Annotated in this window: 15 protein-coding genes; 7 read left to right on the top strand and 8 right to left on the bottom strand. The window is 72.6% G+C overall.

Annotation, left to right across the window (positions count from 1 at the left end):
- Positions 1–98: 98 nt before the first annotated feature.
- Positions 99–683, top strand: coding sequence for an NADPH-dependent FMN reductase (locus ACSU6M_RS11085; RefSeq protein ID WP_437069168.1), 585 nt, complete (start codon positions 99–101; stop codon positions 681–683).
- Here the strand turns inward: ACSU6M_RS11085 and ACSU6M_RS11080 are convergent.
- Entirely contained in the window at positions 680–2,299 is a 1,620-nt protein-coding gene (locus tag ACSU6M_RS11080; RefSeq protein ID WP_437069167.1) for a M4 family metallopeptidase, read from the bottom strand. The two genes, ACSU6M_RS11085 and ACSU6M_RS11080, sit on opposite strands and share 4 nt — an antisense overlap.
- A 96-nt stretch (positions 2,300–2,395) precedes the next feature.
- On the opposite strand from ACSU6M_RS11080, the gene ACSU6M_RS11075 reads away from it, so the two are divergent.
- A complete protein-coding gene (locus tag ACSU6M_RS11075) occupies positions 2,396–2,845 on the top strand; it encodes a gamma-glutamylcyclotransferase family protein (protein WP_437069165.1) in 450 nt (149 codons plus the stop codon).
- An 18-nt stretch (positions 2,846–2,863) separates the two neighbouring features.
- On the opposite strand, the gene ACSU6M_RS11070 is transcribed toward ACSU6M_RS11075, so the two are convergent.
- From ACSU6M_RS11070 to ACSU6M_RS11060, 3 genes are all read right to left on the bottom strand, one after another.
- Positions 2,864–3,316, bottom strand: coding sequence for a carboxymuconolactone decarboxylase family protein (locus ACSU6M_RS11070; protein ID WP_437069164.1), 453 nt, complete (start codon positions 3,314–3,316; stop codon positions 2,864–2,866).
- 62 nt (positions 3,317–3,378) lie between these two features.
- Positions 3,379–5,811: a molybdopterin-dependent oxidoreductase gene (locus ACSU6M_RS11065; protein WP_437069162.1), complete on the bottom strand. Its 2,433-nt coding sequence runs from the start codon at positions 5,809–5,811 to the stop codon at positions 3,379–3,381.
- Between the two features lie 103 nt (positions 5,812–5,914).
- Positions 5,915–6,592, bottom strand: coding sequence for a SanA/YdcF family protein (locus ACSU6M_RS11060; RefSeq protein WP_437069161.1), 678 nt, complete (start codon positions 6,590–6,592; stop codon positions 5,915–5,917).
- Between the two features lie 154 nt (positions 6,593–6,746).
- Between ACSU6M_RS11060 and ACSU6M_RS11055 the strand changes: the two genes are divergently transcribed.
- From ACSU6M_RS11055 to dnaG, 4 genes are all read left to right on the top strand, one after another.
- Entirely contained in the window at positions 6,747–7,541 is a 795-nt protein-coding gene (locus tag ACSU6M_RS11055; protein ID WP_437069159.1) for a sirohydrochlorin chelatase, read from the top strand.
- A 117-nt stretch (positions 7,542–7,658) separates the two neighbouring features.
- Positions 7,659–8,924: a deoxyguanosinetriphosphate triphosphohydrolase gene (locus tag ACSU6M_RS11050; RefSeq protein WP_437069157.1), complete on the top strand. Its 1,266-nt coding sequence runs from the start codon at positions 7,659–7,661 to the stop codon at positions 8,922–8,924.
- 118 nt (positions 8,925–9,042) lie between these two features.
- A complete protein-coding gene (locus ACSU6M_RS11045) occupies positions 9,043–10,308 on the top strand; it encodes an NAD(P)/FAD-dependent oxidoreductase (protein ID WP_437069156.1) in 1,266 nt (421 codons plus the stop codon).
- Between the two features lie 55 nt (positions 10,309–10,363).
- Entirely contained in the window at positions 10,364–12,268 is a 1,905-nt protein-coding gene (gene dnaG / locus ACSU6M_RS11040; RefSeq protein WP_437069154.1) for a DNA primase, read from the top strand.
- Here dnaG and ACSU6M_RS11035 read toward each other — a convergent pair.
- Together ACSU6M_RS11035 and ACSU6M_RS11030 are read right to left on the bottom strand one after the other, a co-directional pair.
- The gene (locus ACSU6M_RS11035; protein WP_437069152.1) at positions 12,239–13,252 is read right to left on the bottom strand and encodes a nucleotidyl transferase AbiEii/AbiGii toxin family protein; all 1,014 of its coding nucleotides are present in this window, start codon (positions 13,250–13,252) and stop codon (positions 12,239–12,241) included. The genes dnaG and ACSU6M_RS11035 overlap by 30 nt on opposite strands.
- Positions 13,249–13,911, bottom strand: a complete 663-nt coding sequence (locus tag ACSU6M_RS11030) for a hypothetical protein (RefSeq protein ID WP_437069150.1) — start codon at positions 13,909–13,911, stop codon at positions 13,249–13,251. The genes ACSU6M_RS11035 and ACSU6M_RS11030 overlap by 4 nt, the downstream gene beginning before the upstream one ends.
- Positions 13,912–14,012: 101 nt before the next feature.
- On the opposite strand from ACSU6M_RS11030, the gene ACSU6M_RS11025 reads away from it, so the two are divergent.
- Entirely contained in the window at positions 14,013–15,314 is a 1,302-nt protein-coding gene (locus ACSU6M_RS11025; RefSeq protein ID WP_437069148.1) for an RNA polymerase sigma factor, read from the top strand.
- A 42-nt stretch (positions 15,315–15,356) separates the two neighbouring features.
- Here ACSU6M_RS11025 and ACSU6M_RS11020 read toward each other — a convergent pair whose 3' ends face one another.
- Entirely contained in the window at positions 15,357–17,285 is a 1,929-nt protein-coding gene (locus ACSU6M_RS11020) for an ABC transporter ATP-binding protein (RefSeq protein ID WP_437069146.1), read from the bottom strand.
- Entirely contained in the window at positions 17,285–19,018 is a 1,734-nt protein-coding gene (locus ACSU6M_RS11015; protein ID WP_437069145.1) for an ABC transporter ATP-binding protein, read from the bottom strand. Before ACSU6M_RS11015 ends, ACSU6M_RS11020 begins: the two co-directional genes overlap by 1 nt.
- Between the last annotated feature and the right edge of the window lie 179 nt (positions 19,019–19,197).

The raw sequence follows: 19,197 nt of genomic DNA, 5'->3' as shown, positions 1-19,197 counted from the left end.
CCCGAAGAGCCCAGACGGCACGGGTGAACGGGTGACCGCCGAGGAGCGCACCGGCGGGACTTGACCTCGACAAAGGTTGAGGTACCAGCCTGTGCCGCATGACCTCAGACATCAGCCCCCTCCATGTCACCGTCGTCCTCGGCAGCAACCGCGAGGGCCGCTTCGGCCCGGTCGTCGCGCACTGGCTCGTCGACCGCGTCCGCACCCGCGAGGACCTCACCGTCGACGTCCTCGACGTGGCCGCGGCCGACCTGCCCACCACGATGGCCCGCACCGACGCGGCGAGGGAGGCCCTCGCCTCGGTCACCCCGAAACTGGCGGCGGCCGACGCGTTCATCGTGCTCACCCCCGAGTACAACCACTCCTTCCCGGCTGGCCTGAAGAACCTCATCGACTGGCACTCCGCCGAATGGCAGGCCAAGCCCGTCGCCCTGGTCTCCTACGGCGGTGTCTCCGGCGGCCTGCGCGCGGTCGAGCACCTGCGTCAGGTCTTCGCCGAACTGCACGCCGTCACCGTCCGCGACACCGTCTCCTTCCATCGCGCCGGCGCGGCCTTCGACGACCAGGGCCGTCTGAAGGACCCCACCGCCGCGGACGCGGCGGCGAAGACCATGCTGGACCAGCTGGTGTGGTGGGCGACGGCCCTGAAGGAGGCCAAGGAGCGCCGCCCGTACGGGAGTTAGCCGACCTTGACGGCGCTCCAGGCCGCCCCGACCGCCGCGTACTCCCGGCTGCCCGCCCCGTACAGGTCGCGGGCCGCGTTCAGGGTCGCCGTGCGGGCGCCCGCGTAGGTGGTGGTGGACGTCATGTAGACCGTCAGGGCGCGGTACCAGATAGCGCCCAGCGCGTCCCGCCCGATGCCGGTGACCGTGGAGCCGTCGCAGGTGGGGGAGTCGTAGGTGACCCCGTTGACCGTCTTGGTGCCGCTGCCCTCGGCCAGCAGATAGGCGAAGTGGTTGCCGATGCCGGAGGAGTAGTGCACGTCCAGGGAGGCGGCGGTGGGGCTCCAGCAGTCCACCGACTTGCCGTCCCGGCTGGGGCGGTCCATCCAGCGCAGCGCGGCGCGGCCGAGCCCCGGCCGGACGATCTTCTCGCCGATCAGCCAGTCGCCGGGATCCTTCGCGTTCGCCGCGTGGAACTCCACCAGCGTGCCGAAGATGTCGGAGGTGGCCTCGTTCAGGCCGCCGGACTCGCCGCTGTAGGCGAGCGCGGCGGTCTTGGACGTCACCCCGTGGGACATCTCGTGCCCGGCCACGTCCAGCGACACCAGCGGACCGAGCAGCTTGCCGTCACCGTCGCCGTAGGTCATGCAGAAGCAACTGTCGTCCCAGAAGGCGTTGTTGTAGCCGTTGCCGTAGTGCACCCGGTTGTACGAGCCCTTGCCGTCGCCCGCGATGCCCTTGCGGCCGTGCACCTTCTCGAAGTAGTCCCAGGTCACCGCGGTGCCGTACTGCGCGTCCACGGCCGCCGTCGCCCGGTCGGCGGTGGTGCCGTCGCCCCAGTGGTTGTCGGCGTCGCTCAGGACGGTGGCGGGTGCCCGGCCGACGCACAGGACCAGCACGCAGGTGTCCGTCCGGTTCGCCGCGTCACCGGTGTACGTACCGCCGCGCACCGGGTCCTTGAGGGTGTACGACGATCCGCTCGCCGTCGTCTCCAGCGGCACCGTGCCGCTGTACAGCGACTGCCCGTCACCGGAGGCCGTGTGCAGGGTGTCCCAGGCGTCCAGCCGGGTTCCCGTCGTCGCGTCCGTCAGCACGGTGCGGGCGACCGGGTTGCCCCGGGCGTCCAGGGCGGCGGTCCGGGTCTGCCAGGCCAGCCGCGGGGTGCCGCGCCGGGCGTCGACGACCAGCTCGGGGCGGGAGGTCAGCTGCCGCAGCACCTCGCCGAGATGCGCGGCCCGCAGGGAGTCGGCGCCCAGGTCGGCGGCCTCCGGGGCGGACAGGACGGGGGTGACCGTCGGCAGGGAGATCCGGGCCGTGGTGGCGCGGGAGGTGCTCAGCAGATCGCCGCCGGGCGTCAGGTGGAGCACGAAGTCGCCGCCCAGCACCGGCAGTCCCCGGTAGGTGCGGTCGTAGCGGACGTGCTGGGTGCCGTCCGCGTCCACGATCACGTCCCGGACCTTCACCGACTGCGCGTCGGTCAGGCCGAGTTCGGCGCCGTGGGCGCTCAGGGCCGCCGCCGCGTTCTCCAGCGGCGTGGGCTGCGGGGCCGCGCCGGCCGCCGGGACGATCACCCCGGCCAGCAGGGCCAGGGCGGCGGCGGTGGTCAGACGGCGGGCGGACGGCCGTATCCGGCTCATGGGTCTCCTCGATGCGGGACGGCGGGGGAGGTGACCAAGATTCAACGGGCAGCCGGCCTGTCATGGCCATAGCGAATACGTGGAGGTGTGTGAGAGGTGAGAATCGTTTCTGTGACGCTCGACAGCCCCCGCCACCTCCCCTTCTTCGTCTACGGCACCCTCCGCCCCGGCGAGCCCAACCACGACCTCTTCCTGCACGGCCGCACCGCCGCCGAGCACCCCGCCCGGCTCACCGGGGCCGTCCTGTACGATGGACCCGGCTACCCCTACGCCGTCCAGGAGCCGGGCGGCACGGTGAGCGGGGAGCTGATCACCGCCCGCCCCGAGCTGTACGGCCGGCTCCTCGCCGACCTCGACCGGCTGGAGGAGTACCTGCCCGGCGACCCGGCCCGCAGCCTCTACCTCCGCGTCGAGCGCGAGGTGACCCGCGCCGCCGACGGGGCGGCCGTCCGCGCCTGGGTCTACCTCGCCGCACCCCCCGTCGCCGCCCGGCTGCGCGCCCGCGGCAGGCTCATCGCGGGCGGCGACTGGCGCGCGCGACGCTGAAGGGCCGTGTCCCGGCGGTCACACCGTCCCCGGGGTCTTACGGGTCGTCACATTCATCCGGTTCCAGGTGTTCACCGTGAAGATCAGCGCGATCAGCTGGGCGAGCTCCTGCTCGTCGAAGTGGCGCGCCGCCTCCTCGTACACCGCGTCGGACACGCCCTGCGGCAGCAGCGTGACCGCCTCGGTCAGGGCGAGCGCCGCCCGCTCGCGCTCGGTGAAGAGGCTGGACTCCTCCCACGCGGAGAGCTGGTGGATGCGCTCCTCGCGCTCACCGGCCTTGCGGGCGTCGGTGGTGTGGTAGTCGATGCAGTACGCGCACCGGTTGAGCTGCGAGGCACGGATCTGGACCAGCTCCAGCAGGACCGGGTCGACGCCCTGCCGGGCGGCCGCGTCGAGGGCCAGGACCGCCTTGAACACCTTGGGGGCGACGGCGGCGAAGTCCATGCGCTGAGGTACCTGAAAAGTCGTCATGCCATGAACCTATGCGGCGGATCGACCCGTCGAGGGGTGCATTCGGGCGCCGGATCCGTGGGTCAATTCTCCGGGGGCGCCTCGGCCGCCACCGCCTCCAGCCGCACCGCGCACGCCTTGAACTCCGGCATCCGGGAGGTCGGGTCCAGGGCCGGGTTGGTGAGGGTGTTGGCGCGGCCCGCACCGGGCCAGTGGAACGGCATGAAGACGGTGTCCGGGCGGATCGACGTCGTGATCCGGGCCGGCGCGACCGCGCGCCCGCGCCGCGAGACCACGGCCACCGGGTCGCCCTCGGCCGCCCCCAGCCGGGCCGCCAGCCGCGGGTGCAGCTCCACGAACGGGCCGGGCGCGGCGGCGTTGAGCTCCGCCACCCGCCGGGTCTGCGCCCCCGACTGGTACTGCGACACCACCCGCCCCGTGGTCAGCAGCACCGGGTACTCCTCGTCCGGCTCCTCGGCGATCGCCCGGTGGGACACGGGCACGAACCGGGCCCGCCCGTCGGGCGTGGCGAACCGGTCGAGGAAGAGCCGGGGCGTGCCGGGGTGCGGCGCGGGCCCTTCGGGGACATCGGCGGCCCCCGCCACCACCGGTCCGCCGGGGACGTCGGCGCCTGCCTGCGCCGCCGGCCCGCTGACCTCATGGGTGGCCTCCTCCACCGCCGGTCCGCCGGAGACGTCGGCGGCCCCCTCCACCGCCGGCCGGCTCGCCTCATCGGCGGCCCCCTCCAGCGCCGGGTCGTCCGGCAGGGGCGCGTCGAGCGCCGCGTCCTCGCCGTCGTCCACCTGGGCCGCCGGGCCGGCCTGGGCCCCGGCGGCGGTCACCGGCGCGGCCGCACCTGCCGCCCGCGCCGGAGCCGACGCGTCCGGCCCCGCCTCGACGCCGCCCTCCGGCCCGGCAGGGCACGGCCAGAACACCCCGTTCTCCTCGGCCAGCCGGCGGTAGGTGATCCCGGAGTAGTCCGCGACGCCGCCCGCGCTGGCGCGGCGCAGTTCCTCGAAGACCTCCTCCGGGTCCGTCGGGAAGCCCTTCTCCACGCCCAGCCGGGCGGCGAGGCCGTGCAGGACCTCCAGGTCGCTGCGCACCCCCTCGGGCGGGGTGATCGCCCGCCGCCGCAGCAGCACCCGGCCCTCCAGGTTGGTCGTCGTGCCCGTCTCCTCGGCCCACTGGGTCACCGGCAGCACCACGTCCGCCAGCTCCGCCGTCTCCGACAGCACCACGTCGGCGACCGCCAGGAAGTCCAGGGAGCGCAGCCGCTCCTCGATGTGCGCGGCGCGCGGCGCGGAGACCACCGGGTTGGAGCCCATCAGCAGCAGCGCCCTGATGTCCGTGCCGAGCGCCTCCAGCAGCTCGTACGCGCTGCGCCCCGGCCCCGGCAGCGAGTCCGGGTCCACCCCCCACACCCCGGCCACATGGCGCCGCGCCTCGGGGTCGTCCAGCTTGCGGTAGCCGGGCAGCTGGTCGGCCTTCTGGCCGTGCTCGCGGCCGCCCTGCCCGTTGCCCTGCCCGGTCAGACAGCCGTAGCCGCTGTAGGGCCGTCCGGCCCGCCCGGTGGCCAGGCACAGGTTGATCCAGGCACCCACCGTGTCGGTGCCCTTGGACTGCTGCTCGGGCCCGCGCGCGGTGAGCACCATCGCGGACTCCGGCTCGCAGAACATCCGTACCGTCTCGCGCAGTTCCGGCACGGAGACACCGGTGATCCGCTCGACGTACTCCGGCCAGTGCGCCATCGCCGCCGCGCGGGCGTCCTCCCAGCCGGAGGTGCGCTCGGCGATGTACTCCTCGTCGGTGCGGCCCTCGGCCACCACCAGGTGCAGCAGGCCCAGGGCGAGCGCGAGGTCGGTGCCCGGCCGCGGCGCCAGATGCAGATCGGCCTGCTCGGCGGTACGGGTGCGGCGCGGGTCGACGACGATCAGCCTGCCGCCGTTCTCCTTCAGCTCGGTGAGGTAGCGCAGCGCGGGCGGCATCGTCTCCACGAGGTTGGAGCCGACCAGGATCACGCACCCCGTCCTCGGGATGTCCTCCAGCGGGAACGGCAGCCCGCGGTCGAGCCCGAACGCCTTGATCCCGCCCGCCGCGGCCGACGACATGCAGAACCGGCCGTTGTAGTCGATCTGCGAGGTGCCCAGCGCGACCCGCGCGAACTTACCCAGGCTGTACGCCTTCTCGTTGGTCAGCCCGCCACCGCCGAAGACCCCCACCGCGTCCGGCCCGTGCTCGCCGCGCGTCCGCGTCAGCGCCCCGGCGATCCGGTCCAGCGCCTCGTCCCACCCGGCCTCCACCAGCCGCCCGCCCTCCCGCACCAGCGGCGAGGTGAGCCGCACCCCGGACGCCAGCACCGCCGGCGACGTACGGCCCTTGCCGCACAGCGCCCCCCGGTTCACCGGGAAGTCGGCGCGCTCGACCACCTCGACGCCCCCCTCGGGCGCGGGCGACAGATTCATCCCGCACTGCAGGGCGCAGTACGGGCAGTGAGTGGGCGTCGAGGTGCTCTTCATGCACTTCAGCGTGGGTCGGGCGTGTTACGGCCCATGACGGCCGATTGTTAAACGAAGCGCACGGCGACCTCTTCGCCCGCCCCGCGCCGCCGTGAGGTACCGGTCAGCGGGCCTCGGCCAGCGCCCGCGCGACCCCCGTCTCCCGCGGCCCCAGGAACCGCGGGTCCGGCTCGAACACCGCGTCCAGCGCGGCCTTGCCCGAGGCGAGGATCTCCCGGACCCCGCCGTAGTACCAGGTGGAGTCGTGCGGCTCGGCCACCCCCACGCCGTACGACGACACGCCCGCGTCCTCGCACAGGGCCACCGCCCGCCGGATGTGGAAGCCCTGGCTGATCAGCACCGCCTCGTCCACCCCGAAGATCTTCTTCGCCCGCACACAGGAGTCCCAGGTGTCGAACCCGGCGTAGTCCGACACGATCCGCCGGTCCGGAACACCCTGCCGCACCAGATAGGAGCGCATCGCGTCCGGCTCGTCGTACCACGCACGGCTGTTGTCCCCGGTGACCAGCACGACCTTCACCCGCCCCGCGCGGTACAGCTCGGCCGCCGCGTCCAGCCGGTGCGCCAGATACGGCGACGGCTCGCCGTTCCACAGGCCCGCGCCGAAGACGACGGCCACCTCGGCGCGCGGCGCCTCCCGGACCGTCCCCACCCGGCCCTCGGTCACGACGTGCAGCCACGCCGACGGCACCAGCGCCAGCGCGCACACCGCCATCGTCACCTGCACGAGCCGCCGCCAGCCGGCACGGCTGCGCGGCAGGCGCGGTCGAGGGATCTTCATCCGGCCATCCTCCGCTCGGTCCTGATCATCAGGACGCCGGCCGGGGCCGGGCGGTTCGCCTCACACGGCCGCCCGGCACTTCGTGAAGCGGCGGAAAACAACCGTGACACGGCCGTGCAACGGGGGCGCAATCTCGCGCCGCCAGGATCCTCGCATGACGGCGCACCTCATGAACCGGATCAGCCGCGGGCTCGCCGGCCGGCTCGGCCTCGGCCCGCTCGACGGCCCTCCTCCGCTGGTCCTGGTGGCCCACGGCAGCCGCGACCCGCGCGCCCTGGAGACCGTCCGCGCGCTGCTCGACCGGGTCCGCGCCCGGCGCCCCGGCCTGCCCGTCCGCCTCGGCCACATCGAGCTGAACGCCCCCCTGCTGCCCGACACCCTCGCCGCCCTCGACACCCCCGAGGCCGTCCTCGTCCCCCTCCTGTTCAGCCCCGGCTTCCACATCAAGCAGGACATCCCCGACATGGCCGCCGCGTCCCGCGTCCACACCCGCCTGGCGGCCCCCCTCGGCCCCCACCCCCTGCTGATCGACGCCCTCCACGCCCGCCTGACCGAGGCCGGCTGGCAGGCCCCTCGCACAGCCTGCGCGCGCCGCGAGACCGCCGTGATCCTGGCCGCCGCGGGCTCCCGGGACCCCGAGTCGGCCCAGCACACCCGCCACATCGCCGACCGCCTGGCGGAACGCCTGGGCGTCCCCGTAGTCCCGGCCTACGCCTGCGCGGCGACCCCGACCGTGGACGAGGCCATCCGCACCCTCGGAACCGCAGGCCGCCACCGCATAGCCATCGCCTCCTGCTTCACCGCCCCGGGCCGCTTCGCGAGCGAGTGCGCGAAGAAGGCCCCCTGGCTGGCATCGGCCCCCCTGGGAGCCCACGCGAAGATGGCAGACCTGATCCTCCACAGATACGACCAGGCACTGCAGAGCGCCGCCGTGGGGCATGCCGCCTAGGGGCGCGGGGCTGTATCGATGTGCGGCTCCGCCGCGTGGGCGCGACAAGCCACCCACGACCCGCACTCGCCACACAACAACCACTCGGCAGACGATGAGGCGCACTACTGTCGACACATGGAAGGCACCCCCTACGACGACACGGCAACCGAACGCTGGGCCCCGGAGCCCGACAAACGCCCCGGCCGCACAGCCTTCCAACGCGACCGCGCCCGCATCCTCCACTCGGCCGCACTCAGAAGGCTCGCCGGCAAGACCCAGGTCGTCACGCCGGGCGAACTCCGCGGAACCGCCTGGGACGCCAGCCCCCGCACCCGCCTCACCCACTCCCTGGAATGCGCCCAGGTGGGCCGGGAACTCGGCGCCGCCCTCGGCTGCGACCCCGACCTCGTCGAGGCCGCCTGCCTCTCCCACGACCTCGGCCACCCGCCCTTCGGCCACAACGGCGAACAGGCCCTGAACGAGTTCGCCGCGGACTGCGGCGGCTTCGAGGGCAACGCCCAGTCCCTGCGTCTCCTGACCCGCATCGAGCCCAAACGGTTCACCCCGGAGGGCTCCGTCGGCCTCAACCTCACCCGCGCCGCCCTGGACGCCGCCACGAAGTACCCCTGGCCGCGCGGCGCCCACCCCGCCGACCCCGGCTCGCAGAAGTTCGGCGTCTACGAGGACGACCGGCCCGTCTTCGACTGGGTCCGCAAAGACGCCCCCGGCACCCGCACCTGCTTCGAGGCCCAGGTCATGGACTGGTCCGACGACGTGGCGTACTCCGTGCACGACGTCGAGGACGGCCTGCACGCCGGCCACATCGACCCCAACTGCCTGCACGCCGAACCCGAGCGGCAGGCCGTCTTCGCGGTGGCCGTCGGCCGGTACGTGCCCGCGGACACCGATCCCGCCGAGCTCGCCGAGGCCCTGGACCGCCTCCAGGACCAGGAGTGGTGGCCGCACGGCTACGACGGAACCGCCCTCGCCCAGGCCCGCCTCAAGGACGCCACCAGCCAGCTCATCGGCCGCTTCTGTCTGGCCGCCGAGGGCGCCACCCGCGCCGCGTACGGCTCCGGGCGGCTCACCCGCTACGGCGCCGAACTCGTCGTACCGCGCGAGACCCGTATGGAGTGCGCGGTGCTCAAGGCGGTCGCCGACCTGTACGTGATGCAGCGCGCCGAGCAGACCCGGCTCCGGGCCGACCAGCGGATCGTCGTCGCCGGGCTCGCCGAGGCGCTCACCGCCCGCGCCCCCGACGGACTGGACCCGCAGTTCCGCGCGCTGTTCGACCGGGCCGCCGACGACCGTGCCCGCAAACGGGTGATCGTCGATCAGATCGCGTCCCTCACCGACGCCTCGGCCCGTGCGCTGCACGCCCGTCTCACGGGGGCCGCGTGACGGCGGCGACGACCGCGGGGACGTCACCCTCCGTGGCCTGATCGGGTCACTCCCTCTTCCCCCATCACGCTGCGTGCGGGACGCTCGCAGGGGCGGTACGACAACGAGGAGGCATCAAGTGGTCGACGCGGACCAGACATTCGTCATCGTCGGAGGCGGTCTCGCCGGGGCGAAGGCGGCCGAGACGCTCCGCGCGGAGGGTTTCACCGGGCGGGTGATACTGATCTGCGACGAGCGCGACCACCCCTACGAGCGGCCTGCGCTGTCCAAGGGCTATCTGCTCGGCAAGGAGGAGCGCGACAGCGTCTTCGTGCACGAGCCCGCCTGGTACGCCCGCCATGACGTCGAACTGCACCTCGGGCAGACCGTCGACGCGATCGACCCGGCCGCCCGGACGGTGCGCTTCGGCGACGACGGCACCCTCGTGCGCTACGACAAGCTGCTGCTGGCCACCGGCGCCGAGCCGCGCCGGCTGTCCGTCCCCGGCACCGACCTGGTGGGCGTCCACCATCTGCGCCGGCTCGCGCACGCCGAGCGCCTCAAGGGCGTCCTGACCGCGCTGGGCCGCGACAACGGCCACCTGGTGATCGCCGGGGCCGGCTGGATCGGCCTGGAGGTCGCGGCGGCGGCCCGGCAGTACGGCGCCGAGGTCACGGTCATCGAGCCGGAGCCGACCCCGCTGCACGGCGTCCTCGGCCCCGAGCTGGGCCGGCTCTTCGCCGACCTGCACACCGAGCACGGCGTGCGCTTCCACTTCGGCGCCCGGCTCACCGAGATCACCGGGCAGGACGGCATGGTCCTCGCGGTCCGCACGGACGACGGCGAGGAGCACCCGGCGCACCACGTCCTCGCCGCGATCGGCGCGGCGCCGCGCACCGCGCTCGCGGAGGCGGCGGGCCTGGAGATCGCCGACCGGGCGCACGGCGGCGGCATCGTCGCCGACGCCGCTCTGCGCACGTCCGACCCCGACATCTACGCGGCCGGCGACGTCGTCTCCTTCCCGCACGACCTGTACGGCACCCGCGTCCGCGTCGAGCACTGGGCGAACGCGCTGAACGGCGGCCCGGCCGCGGCCCGCTCGATGCTCGGCCAGGACGTCACCTACGACCGCGTGCCCTACTTCTTCTCCGACCAGTACGACCTGGGCATGGAGTACAGCGGATGGGCGCCGCCCGGCTCGTACGACCAGGTGGTGATCCGCGGGGACGCCGGGAAGCGGGAGTTCATCGCGTTCTGGGTGAAGGAGGGCCGGGTGCTGGCCGGCATGAACGTGAACGTGTGGGACGTCACAGAGCCGATCCAGAACCTCATCCGCTCCCGGTCCCAGGTGAACACGGAGGCCCTGGCCGACCCCCACACCCCCCTGGAGAGCCTCACCCCCTGACCTCCCCGAGCTCCACGGCACCGGCACTGTCACACCACCCCCGTAGAATCACCACGTGGCAGGACGGATCAACGACGAGGACGTGAAGGCGGTACGGGACGCGGTCCCGATCGACGCCGTGGTGTCCGAGTACCTCCAGCTGCGCAACGCGGGCGGCGGCAACCTCAAGGGGCTGTGCCCGTTCCACGACGAGAAGTCGCCGTCCTTCCAGGTCAGCCCGAGCAAGGGACTCTTCCACTGCTTCGGCTGCCAGGAGGGCGGCGACACCATCACGTTCGTGATGAAGATCGACCACCTCACCTTCTCGGAGGCGGTCGAGCGGCTGGCCGCCCAGGCCGGCATCACCCTGCGCTACGAGGAGGGCGGCTACAACCCCGCCCACCAGCGCGGCGAACGCATCCGCCTGGTCGAGGCCCACAAGATCGCCGCCGAGTGGTACGCGGAACAGCTCGCCGTCAGCCCCGAGGCCGAGACCGGCCGGATCTTCCTCGCCGAGCGCGGTTTCGACCAGGCCGCCGCCGTCCACTTCGGCGTCGGCTACAGCCCCCAGGGCTGGGACCACCTCACCCGCCATCTGCGCGGCAAGGGCTTCACCGACAAGGAGCTGATCCTCTCCGGGCTCAGCCAGGAAGGCCGCCGCGGGCCCATCGACCGCTTCCGGGGACGCCTGATGTGGCCGATCCGCGACATCGGCGGCGATGTCGTCGGCTTCGGCGCGCGCAAGCTCTACGAGGCGGACAACGGCCCCAAGTACCTCAACACCCCCGACACCGCGATCTACCGGAAGTCCCAGGTCCTCTACGGCATCGACCTGGCGAAGAAGGACATCGCGAAGTCGTCCCGCGCGGTCGTGGTGGAGGGCTACACCGACGTCATGGCCTGCCACCTGGCCGGCGTCACCACCGCCATCGCCACCTGCGGCACCGCCTTCGGCTCCGACCACATCAAGATCCTGCGCCGTCTCCTCATGGACAACGGCTCGGCCCGCGTGATCTTCACCTTCGACGGCGACGCCGCCGGCCAGAAGGCCGCCCTGCGCGCCTTCGAGGACGACCAGAAGTTCGCCGCCGAGACCTACATCGCCATCGCCCCCGACGGCATGGACCCCTGCGAGCTGCGCCTGGCCAAGGGCGACGACGCGGTAGCCGACCTGGTCGAACCGCGCACCCCGCTGTTCGAGTTCGCGCTCCGCCAGATCGTGAGCCGCTACGACCTGAACACCCCGGCCGGCCGCGCCGCCGCCCTCGACGAGGCCGCGCCGGTCGTCGCCCGGATCAAGAACAGCGGCGCCCAGCACGAGGTCGCCGTCCAGCTCGCCGGCATGCTCGGCATCCTCGACACCCAGTTCGTCGTCAAGCGGGTGGCCCAGCTCGCCCGCTGGGCCCGCGACCGCGGCGGCCGCGGCCCGGCCCCCGAGCAGCGCCGGCGCGGCCCCCAGCCGTACCCGGCCGCCCCCGCCGCTCCCTCCGGCCCGGCCCTGAACCTCCGCAACCCCGTCTACGCCACCGAGCGCGAGCTGCTCAAACTCGCCCTCCAGCGCCCCGAACTGGTCTCCCCGGCCTTCGACGCCTACGGAGTGGACGAGTTCACCGCCCCGCCCTACGCCGCCGTACGCCAGGCGATCGGAGAGGCGGGCGGCGCCGAGTACGGCATCCCGGACCCGCAGCAGTACCTGGTCCGGGTCATGGAGGCCGCCCCCGACGACACCGTCCGCGCCATGGTCACCGAGCTCGCCGTCGAGGCGATCATGCGGCGCACGGTCGACGAGGTGTACGCGGGCACGGTCCTCGTCCAGGTCCGCCGCCGTGCCGTCGAGCGCCGCATCCGCGACATCCAGTCCCAGCTCACCCGCCTCGCCTCCGGCGGCGACCCCGCCGAACTGGCCGCCTGCCAGAACGAGCTGTGGGTCCTCCAGCAGTACGACCAGGCGCTACGGGAGCACGGGGCCGGCGCCCTGTGACGCCCGCCCCTCGAAGGTCGGGGCGAGGGCGCTGAGCAGCCGGTCGGCGAACTCCCGCTCGGCGTCCGCGTACTGCGGGTACTCGACGGCGAAGTGGTCCCACTCGACCTCCCGGACCGCCGCCACGACCTCCTCGTAGTCGATCCGCTTGCGGTACGGGCTCCAGGGCCACTCGCCCGACAGGTCGAACACCTCGTACAGCAGCTCATACGGCAGCGGGTGCCGCTCGGCGAGCAGGACCGCGTCGTAGAGGTCCTTGCCCTGCCCGTGCACATCGGTGAGCAGCCACATCAGCTTCCAGGCCAGCGACAGCCGCGGCGACGCCGCCCGCACGACCGCGCCGCCGGGCAGCCGCAGCGGCTCGGGCGGCTCCGGCAGCGGCTCGTTGAAGACGAAGTCCAGTTGGACGTGGCCGTGGGGGAGTCCGGGCGCGGTCCACGGCAGCACCATGCGGCGGCCGGGCACCCGGTCGTAGGTCCAGATGTCCTCCACGACCGCGCCCTCGGCCGAGATCCGCACCTCGTCCCCGGACGCCTGCGACGCGGCCCGCGCGATGCCGTCGAGCATCCGGGCCGTGCGCTCGTCGTCGATCTTCCAGGTCGGCGGTACGACGACGAAGTCCAGGTCACCGGGCTCGCGCGCCTGCTCACCGAACCAGGCGGCCATCAGGACGCTGCCGCGCAGCACCAGGGACCCGGCCCACTCCGACTCCGCGACCGCCGTGAGGACCAGGTCCAGCGCCCGGCGCCGGGCCGTGCGCCAGGCGTCGGTGCGGGACGGGTCGGCGAAGGCGGGGTCGGTGGCGCGATAGGCGTTGTAGTGGTGCTTCATCGACGGGTCGAACACCAGGTGCTGGGTGACGCCCTCGCCGGGCACGGTGCGCAGGGTGAGGGGGAACTCGCGGTCGCGCCGGATCGCGTCGTCCAGCTCCTGCGCCGGCACCTCCTTGCGCCACAGGCTCCAGTTCCACCACGACCGGCTCATCCCCGCACCCCCTGCGTCACATGGTCCTCGATCCACCCGTCGTCCACGGACAGATCGCTGTCGTACAGCACGAACTCCCGCTCCACATCCACCACGTCCAGACCCGCCAGCTCCGCCAGCAGCGCCTCCAGCGCCCGCCCGGCCCCCTCGGCGTCCACCCAGCGGCACCGCTGCGTCACGAACCGCTCGTGCCGTCCCCCGCCCACCACCCGGCGCGCGTTCCACGACAGATGCGCCCCATGGGGCACCACCCGGGCGGCGAGCGCGCCGAGGTCGGTGTCCGCGGCCAGCCGCAGCTTCACGTGATGCTCGAAGTACCGCTCCCCGCCGCAGGGTTCGCCCGGCACCTCCGGCGCCCACGGCGCCGACTCCGTCTTCACCCGTACCGGCACGAATCCGTCCGCGCGCAGCCGCGCCGCGACCTCCTCCGCCCGCGCCCGTGCGGCGGCGTAGCTGTCCGCGTCCCGCAGGGTCAGCATCGGCTGCGACCGCATCCGGCCACGGGCCAGTTCGATCTCGGTGAGCTTCAGACCGGCGGCGGCCGCCCAGGCGCGCAGCCGCGCGGACTCGGCGGCTCCGTCGCAGCGCACGGTGACATGGGTTTCGTACAAGGATCCGGACACCCGGGGATCGTGCCAGATCAGCGCCGGTGCGGGCATCCGCGTTTCGCCGCCCGGTAATCGGGCGGTCACGGACCGGACTCAAAAAGTGCTCGCACGCCCCTCGTGGCGAGGATGTGTCGTACCCCACACTGGTGCCGGTGCCTGAGTCCTCGGAGCGCGGCCGATCCGTCCCCCACGGGTCCTCCCACCCCGCGATTCCGCTCATCGCGTTGGGGACGGACAGCGGCGAGGCCGCCGACTCCGCCCCCGAAGCAGCGCTGCCGTACCACTCCGCAGCGATCACCCTGGAGGTCGCCCCCGTGCAGACCCAGACCCTCGTCCAGACCGATGTCACCCCGGACGGCCCGGAGCCCGACGCCGAGAGCGCGGTGCTCGTCGCCGTGCCGCCGCAGAGCCGTGCCGCGCTCCACCCCGAGGCCGACCCGGAGGAGGAGGCCCCGACCGAGCCCGCCGAGCCGCCCGCCGAGGCCCTGCGGTCGGAGAACGAACCGGAGGAGCCGGCCGCCCCCGCCCGCGCCGACACCGGCGGACCCTCCTCCGACCTGTTCCGTCAGTACCTGCGGGAGATCGGCCGCATCCCGCTGCTCACCGCCGCCGAGGAGGTCGACCTCGCCCGACGCGTCGAGGCCGGCCTGTTCGCCGAGGAGAAGCTCCTCACCTCACCCGACCTGGACACCGAACTGGCCCTCGACCTCGACCGGCTGGTCGTCATGGGCCGCATGGCCAAACGCCGCCTCATCGAGGCCAACCTGCGCCTGGTGGTGTCCGTCGCCAAGCGGTACGTCGGCCGCGGGCTGACCATGCTCGACCTGGTGCAGGAGGGCAACCTGGGCCTGATCCGGGCCGTGGAGAAGTTCGACTACGCCCGCGGCTACAAGTTCTCCACCTACGCCACCTGGTGGATCCGGCAGGCCATGTCCCGCGCGCTCGCCGACCAGGCCCGCACCATCCGCGTGCCCGTCCATGTCGTGGAGCTCATCAACCGGGTGGTGCGCGTCCAGCGCCGCATGCTCCAGGAGCGCGGCTACGAACCGACCGCCGAGGAGGTCGCCGCCGAGCTCGACCTGCCGCCCGAGCGGGTCGGCGAAGTCCTGCGCCTGGCCCAGGAACCCGTCTCCCTGCACGCCCCGGTCGGCGAGGAGGACGACGTCGCCCTCGGCGACCTCATCGAGGACGGCGACGCCGCGTCCCCCGTCGAGTCCGCGGCCTTCCTGCTGCTGCGCGAGCACCTGGAGGCGGTGCTCTCCACCCTCGGCGAACGCGAACGCAAGGTCGTCCAGCTGCGCTACGGCCTCGTCGACGGCCGCCCGCGCACCCTGGAGGAGATCGGCCGCATCTTCGGCGTCACCCGCGAACGGATACGGCAGATCGAGTCCAAGACCCTCAACAAACTCCGCGACCACGCCTTCGCCGACCAGCTCAGGGGCTATCTGGAGTGACAGGGGGCCGCCGGCCGGCGGCCCCCCGCCCCCTGGCCGGCCTCAGTCGACCTCCGCGACCGCCTGCGCGAACTGCGCCGCGTACAGCCGGGCATACGCCCCGTCCGCCGCCAGCAGCTCCTCGTGCGCGCCCTGTTCGACGATGGAGCCGTTCTCCATCACCAGGATGGTGTCCGCGTCCCGGATCGTCGACAGCCGGTGCGCGATCACGAACGACGTGCGCCCGTGCGCGAGTTTGGCCATCGCCTTCTGGATCAGCACCTCGGTACGGGTGTCGACCGACGACGTCGCCTCGTCGAGGACCAGGATCACCGGGTCGGACAGGAACGCCCGCGCGATGGTGATCAGCTGCTTCTCGCCCGCGCTGACGCCCGTGCCCTCGTCGTCGATCACCGTGTCGTAGCCGTCGGGCAGCGTACGGATGAACCGGTCGGCGTGCGCCGCCCGCGCCGCCTCCTCGATCTCCCCGCGGGTGACCTCGCGCGCGGCCCCGTAGGCGATGTTCTCGGCGATGGTGCCGCCGAACAGCCAGGTGTCCTGGAGCACCATGCCGATCGCCGAGCGCAGCTCGTCGCGGGACATCCGCGCGATGTCGACCCCGTCGAGGGTGATGTGCCCGCCCGACACCTCGTAGAACCGCATGAGCAGATTGACCAGCGTGGTCTTGCCCGCGCCGGTCGGGCCGACGATCGCGACCGTCTGCCCCGGCTCCACCGTCAGGGAGAGGTTCTCGATGAGCGGCTTGTCCGGGTCGTAGCGGAAGGACACCTTCTCCAGCGCCACCCGCCCGCGCAGCTCCTGCGGCCGCAGCCCCGGCACCGGGTCCGCCGACTGCTCGTCCGCGTCGAGGAGTTCGAAGACCCGCTCGGCGGAGGCCACACCCGACTGCACCAGGTTCGCCATCGACGCGACCTGCGTGAGCGGCATCGAGAAGTTCCGCGAGTACTGGATGAACGCCTGCACGTCACCGATCGACAGCGCACCGGACGCCACCCGCAGACCGCCGATGACCGCCACGAGGACGTAGTTGAGGTTCGAGACGAACATCATCAGCGGCTGCATGATCCCGCTGTTGAACTGCGCCTTGAACCCGGCCTCGTACAGCGCCTCGTTCTGCTCGGCGAACTGCCGCGCCGACTCCTCCTGCCGCCCGAACACCTTCACCAGGGCGTGGCCGGTGTACATCTCCTCGATGTGCGCGTTCAGCTTCCCGGTGGAGCGCCACTGCTGCACGAAGTGCGGCTGCGAGCGCTTGCCGACCCGCGTCGCGACGACGTACGACAGCGGCACGGTGACCAGCGCGACCAGCGCCAGCAGCCAGGACACCCAGAACATCATCGCCAGCACACCGATGATGGTGAGCACCGAGTTGATCAGCTGGCCCATCGACTGGTTGAGGGTCTGCCCGATGTTGTCGATGTCGTTGGTGGCCCGGCTGAGCACCTCACCGCGCTGCCGCTTGTCGAAGTACGACAGCGGCAGCCGCGACAGCTTCGCGGCCACGTCCTCGCGCATCCGGTACATGGTCCGGTTGACCGCACGGTTCACCAGCCGGGTCGCCACCGCCATCAGCAGACCGGCGGCCACGAACACCGCCAGCGCCAGCAGCAGCACATGGCCGACCTCGGTGAAGTCGATGCCCTTACCGGGGGTGAAGTCGGTGCCGCGCAGCATGTCGGCGGTGTCGCCGTCGCCGCGCTCGCGCAGCCCGTCGAGGACCTGCTCCTTGCTCTGGCCGGGCTCCATCTGCCGGCCGACGATGCCCGCGAACACCAGGTCCGTGGCCCGGCCCAGGATCTTCGGCCCGGCCACCGACAGCGCGACGCTGACCACCACGCACAGCACCAGCGCGCCGATGACCAGCCGCTCCGGCCGGAACCGGGCGACCAGCCGCTTCAGCGAGCCCTTGAAGTCCATGGAGCGCTGATCCGGCCCGCCCCCGGCCATCATCCGCCCCATCGGCCCGGCCATCAGGCAGCCTCCGCTTCCGTCAGCTGGGAGAGCACGATCTCCCGGTAGGTCTCGTTGTCCGCCATCAGCTCGTGATGCCGGCCCGTGCCGACCACCCGGCCCTCGTCGAGGACGACGATCCGGTCGGCGTCGCGGATGGTCGCCACCCGCTGCGCGACGATCACCACGGTCGCGTCGGCGGTCTCCCGGCCCAGCGCGGCCCGCAGCGCGGCGTCGGTGGCGTAGTCGAGCGCGGAGAAGGAGTCGTCGAACAGATAGATCTCCGGGCGCTGCACCAGCGTCCGCGCGATGGCCAGACGCTGGCGCTGACCGCCGGAGACATTGGTGCCGCCCTGCGCGATCGGCGCGTCCAGACCGCCCTCCAGCCGCTCCACGAACTCCCTGCCCTGCGCCACCTCCAGCGCGTGCCACAGCTCCTCGTCCGTGGCGTGAGGATTGCCGTAGCGCAGATTGGTCGCGACGGTGCCCGCGAACAGATACGGCTTCTGCGGCACCAGACCGACCACCCGTGACAGCAGCCGCGGATCGAGCTCGGCCACCGGCACCCCGTCGACCAGCACCTCGCCCTCGGTGGCGTCGAACAGCCGCGGCACCAGGCCCAGCAGCGTGGACTTGCCGCTGCCCGTCGAACCGATCACCGCGGTGATCTCACCGGGCCGGGCCACCAGGTCGACATGCCTGAGCACCGGCTCCTCGGCACCCGGGTAGCGGAACCCGGCGCCGCGGATCTCCAGATGACCGCGCCGGCGCAGCTCCCGCACCGGGTTCACCGGCGGCACCACGCTGCTGTCGGTGTCCAGCACCTCCTGGATCCGCTCGGCGCACACCTCGGCGCGCGGCACCATCATGAACATGAAGGTGGCCATCATCACGGCCATCACGATCTGCATCAGATACGCGAGGAACGCCGTCAGATCGCCGATCTCCATCCCGCCGCTGTCGATGCGGTGCGCGCCGAACCACACCACCGCGATCGACGACAGGTTCACCACCGTCATCACGATCGGGAACATCAGCGCCAGCAGCCTGCCGGTGCCCAGCGACATCTCGGTCAGCTCGGCGTTGGCCCGGCCGAACCGCCGCTGCTCGTACTCGTCGCGGACGAAGGCGCGGATCACCCGGTTGCCGGTGATCTGCTCGCGCAGCACCCGGTTCACGGTGTCCAGGCGCTCCTGCATGGACCGGAACAGCGGCCGCAGCGCCCGCACGATCAGCATCACGCACAGGCCCAGCACCGGCACGACCGCGACCAGCACCGCGGACAGCGGCACGTCCAGGCCGAGCGCCATCACGATGCCGCCGACGCACATGATCGGCGCCGACACCATCAGGGTGAACGCCATCAGGGCCAGCGTCTGCACCTGCTGGACGTCGTTCGTGGTCCGGGTGATCAGGGAGGGGGCGCCGAAGTGGCCCACCTCGCGCGCGGAGAAGGACTGCACCCGGTCGAAGACCGCCGCCCGCACGTCCCGGCCCAGCGCGGCGGCGGTGCGGGCGCCGTAGAAGACGGCACCCACGTTGCACACGACCTGCGCCAGCGAGATCGCGATCATCAGGGCGCCGAAGGAGAGGATGTAGCCCGTGTCCCCGTGCACGACACCGTTGTCGATGATGTCCGCGTTCAGGGTCGGCAGGTAGAGGGTGGCGCAGGTCTGCAGGAACTGCAGCAGCACCAGCACGGCGATGGGTTTTCGGTAGGGACTGAGGTAGGTCCGCAGAAGTCGTATGAGCACGCTGCTTCTCTCGGCAGTGGGCGGCAAGGCGGTCGGCGACGGGGGCGGTGGTTGCCCCTGGCCCCCATCGTCGAACACTTCACCGGTGTTACCTCAACTGATTAACCCATCAGGCGTGTGCTACCGACTCCGCCGGGTGGGCCGGACCGACAGCGCCGACCGGTCGGGCCACCCGCGCC

This window comes from Streptomyces sp. enrichment culture, assembly GCF_964272895.1.
Taxonomy (GTDB): domain Bacteria; phylum Actinomycetota; class Actinomycetes; order Streptomycetales; family Streptomycetaceae; genus Streptomyces.
The sequence above is the reverse complement of the archived record's forward strand: the minus strand, read 5'-3'. Positions and strand labels throughout refer to the sequence as shown.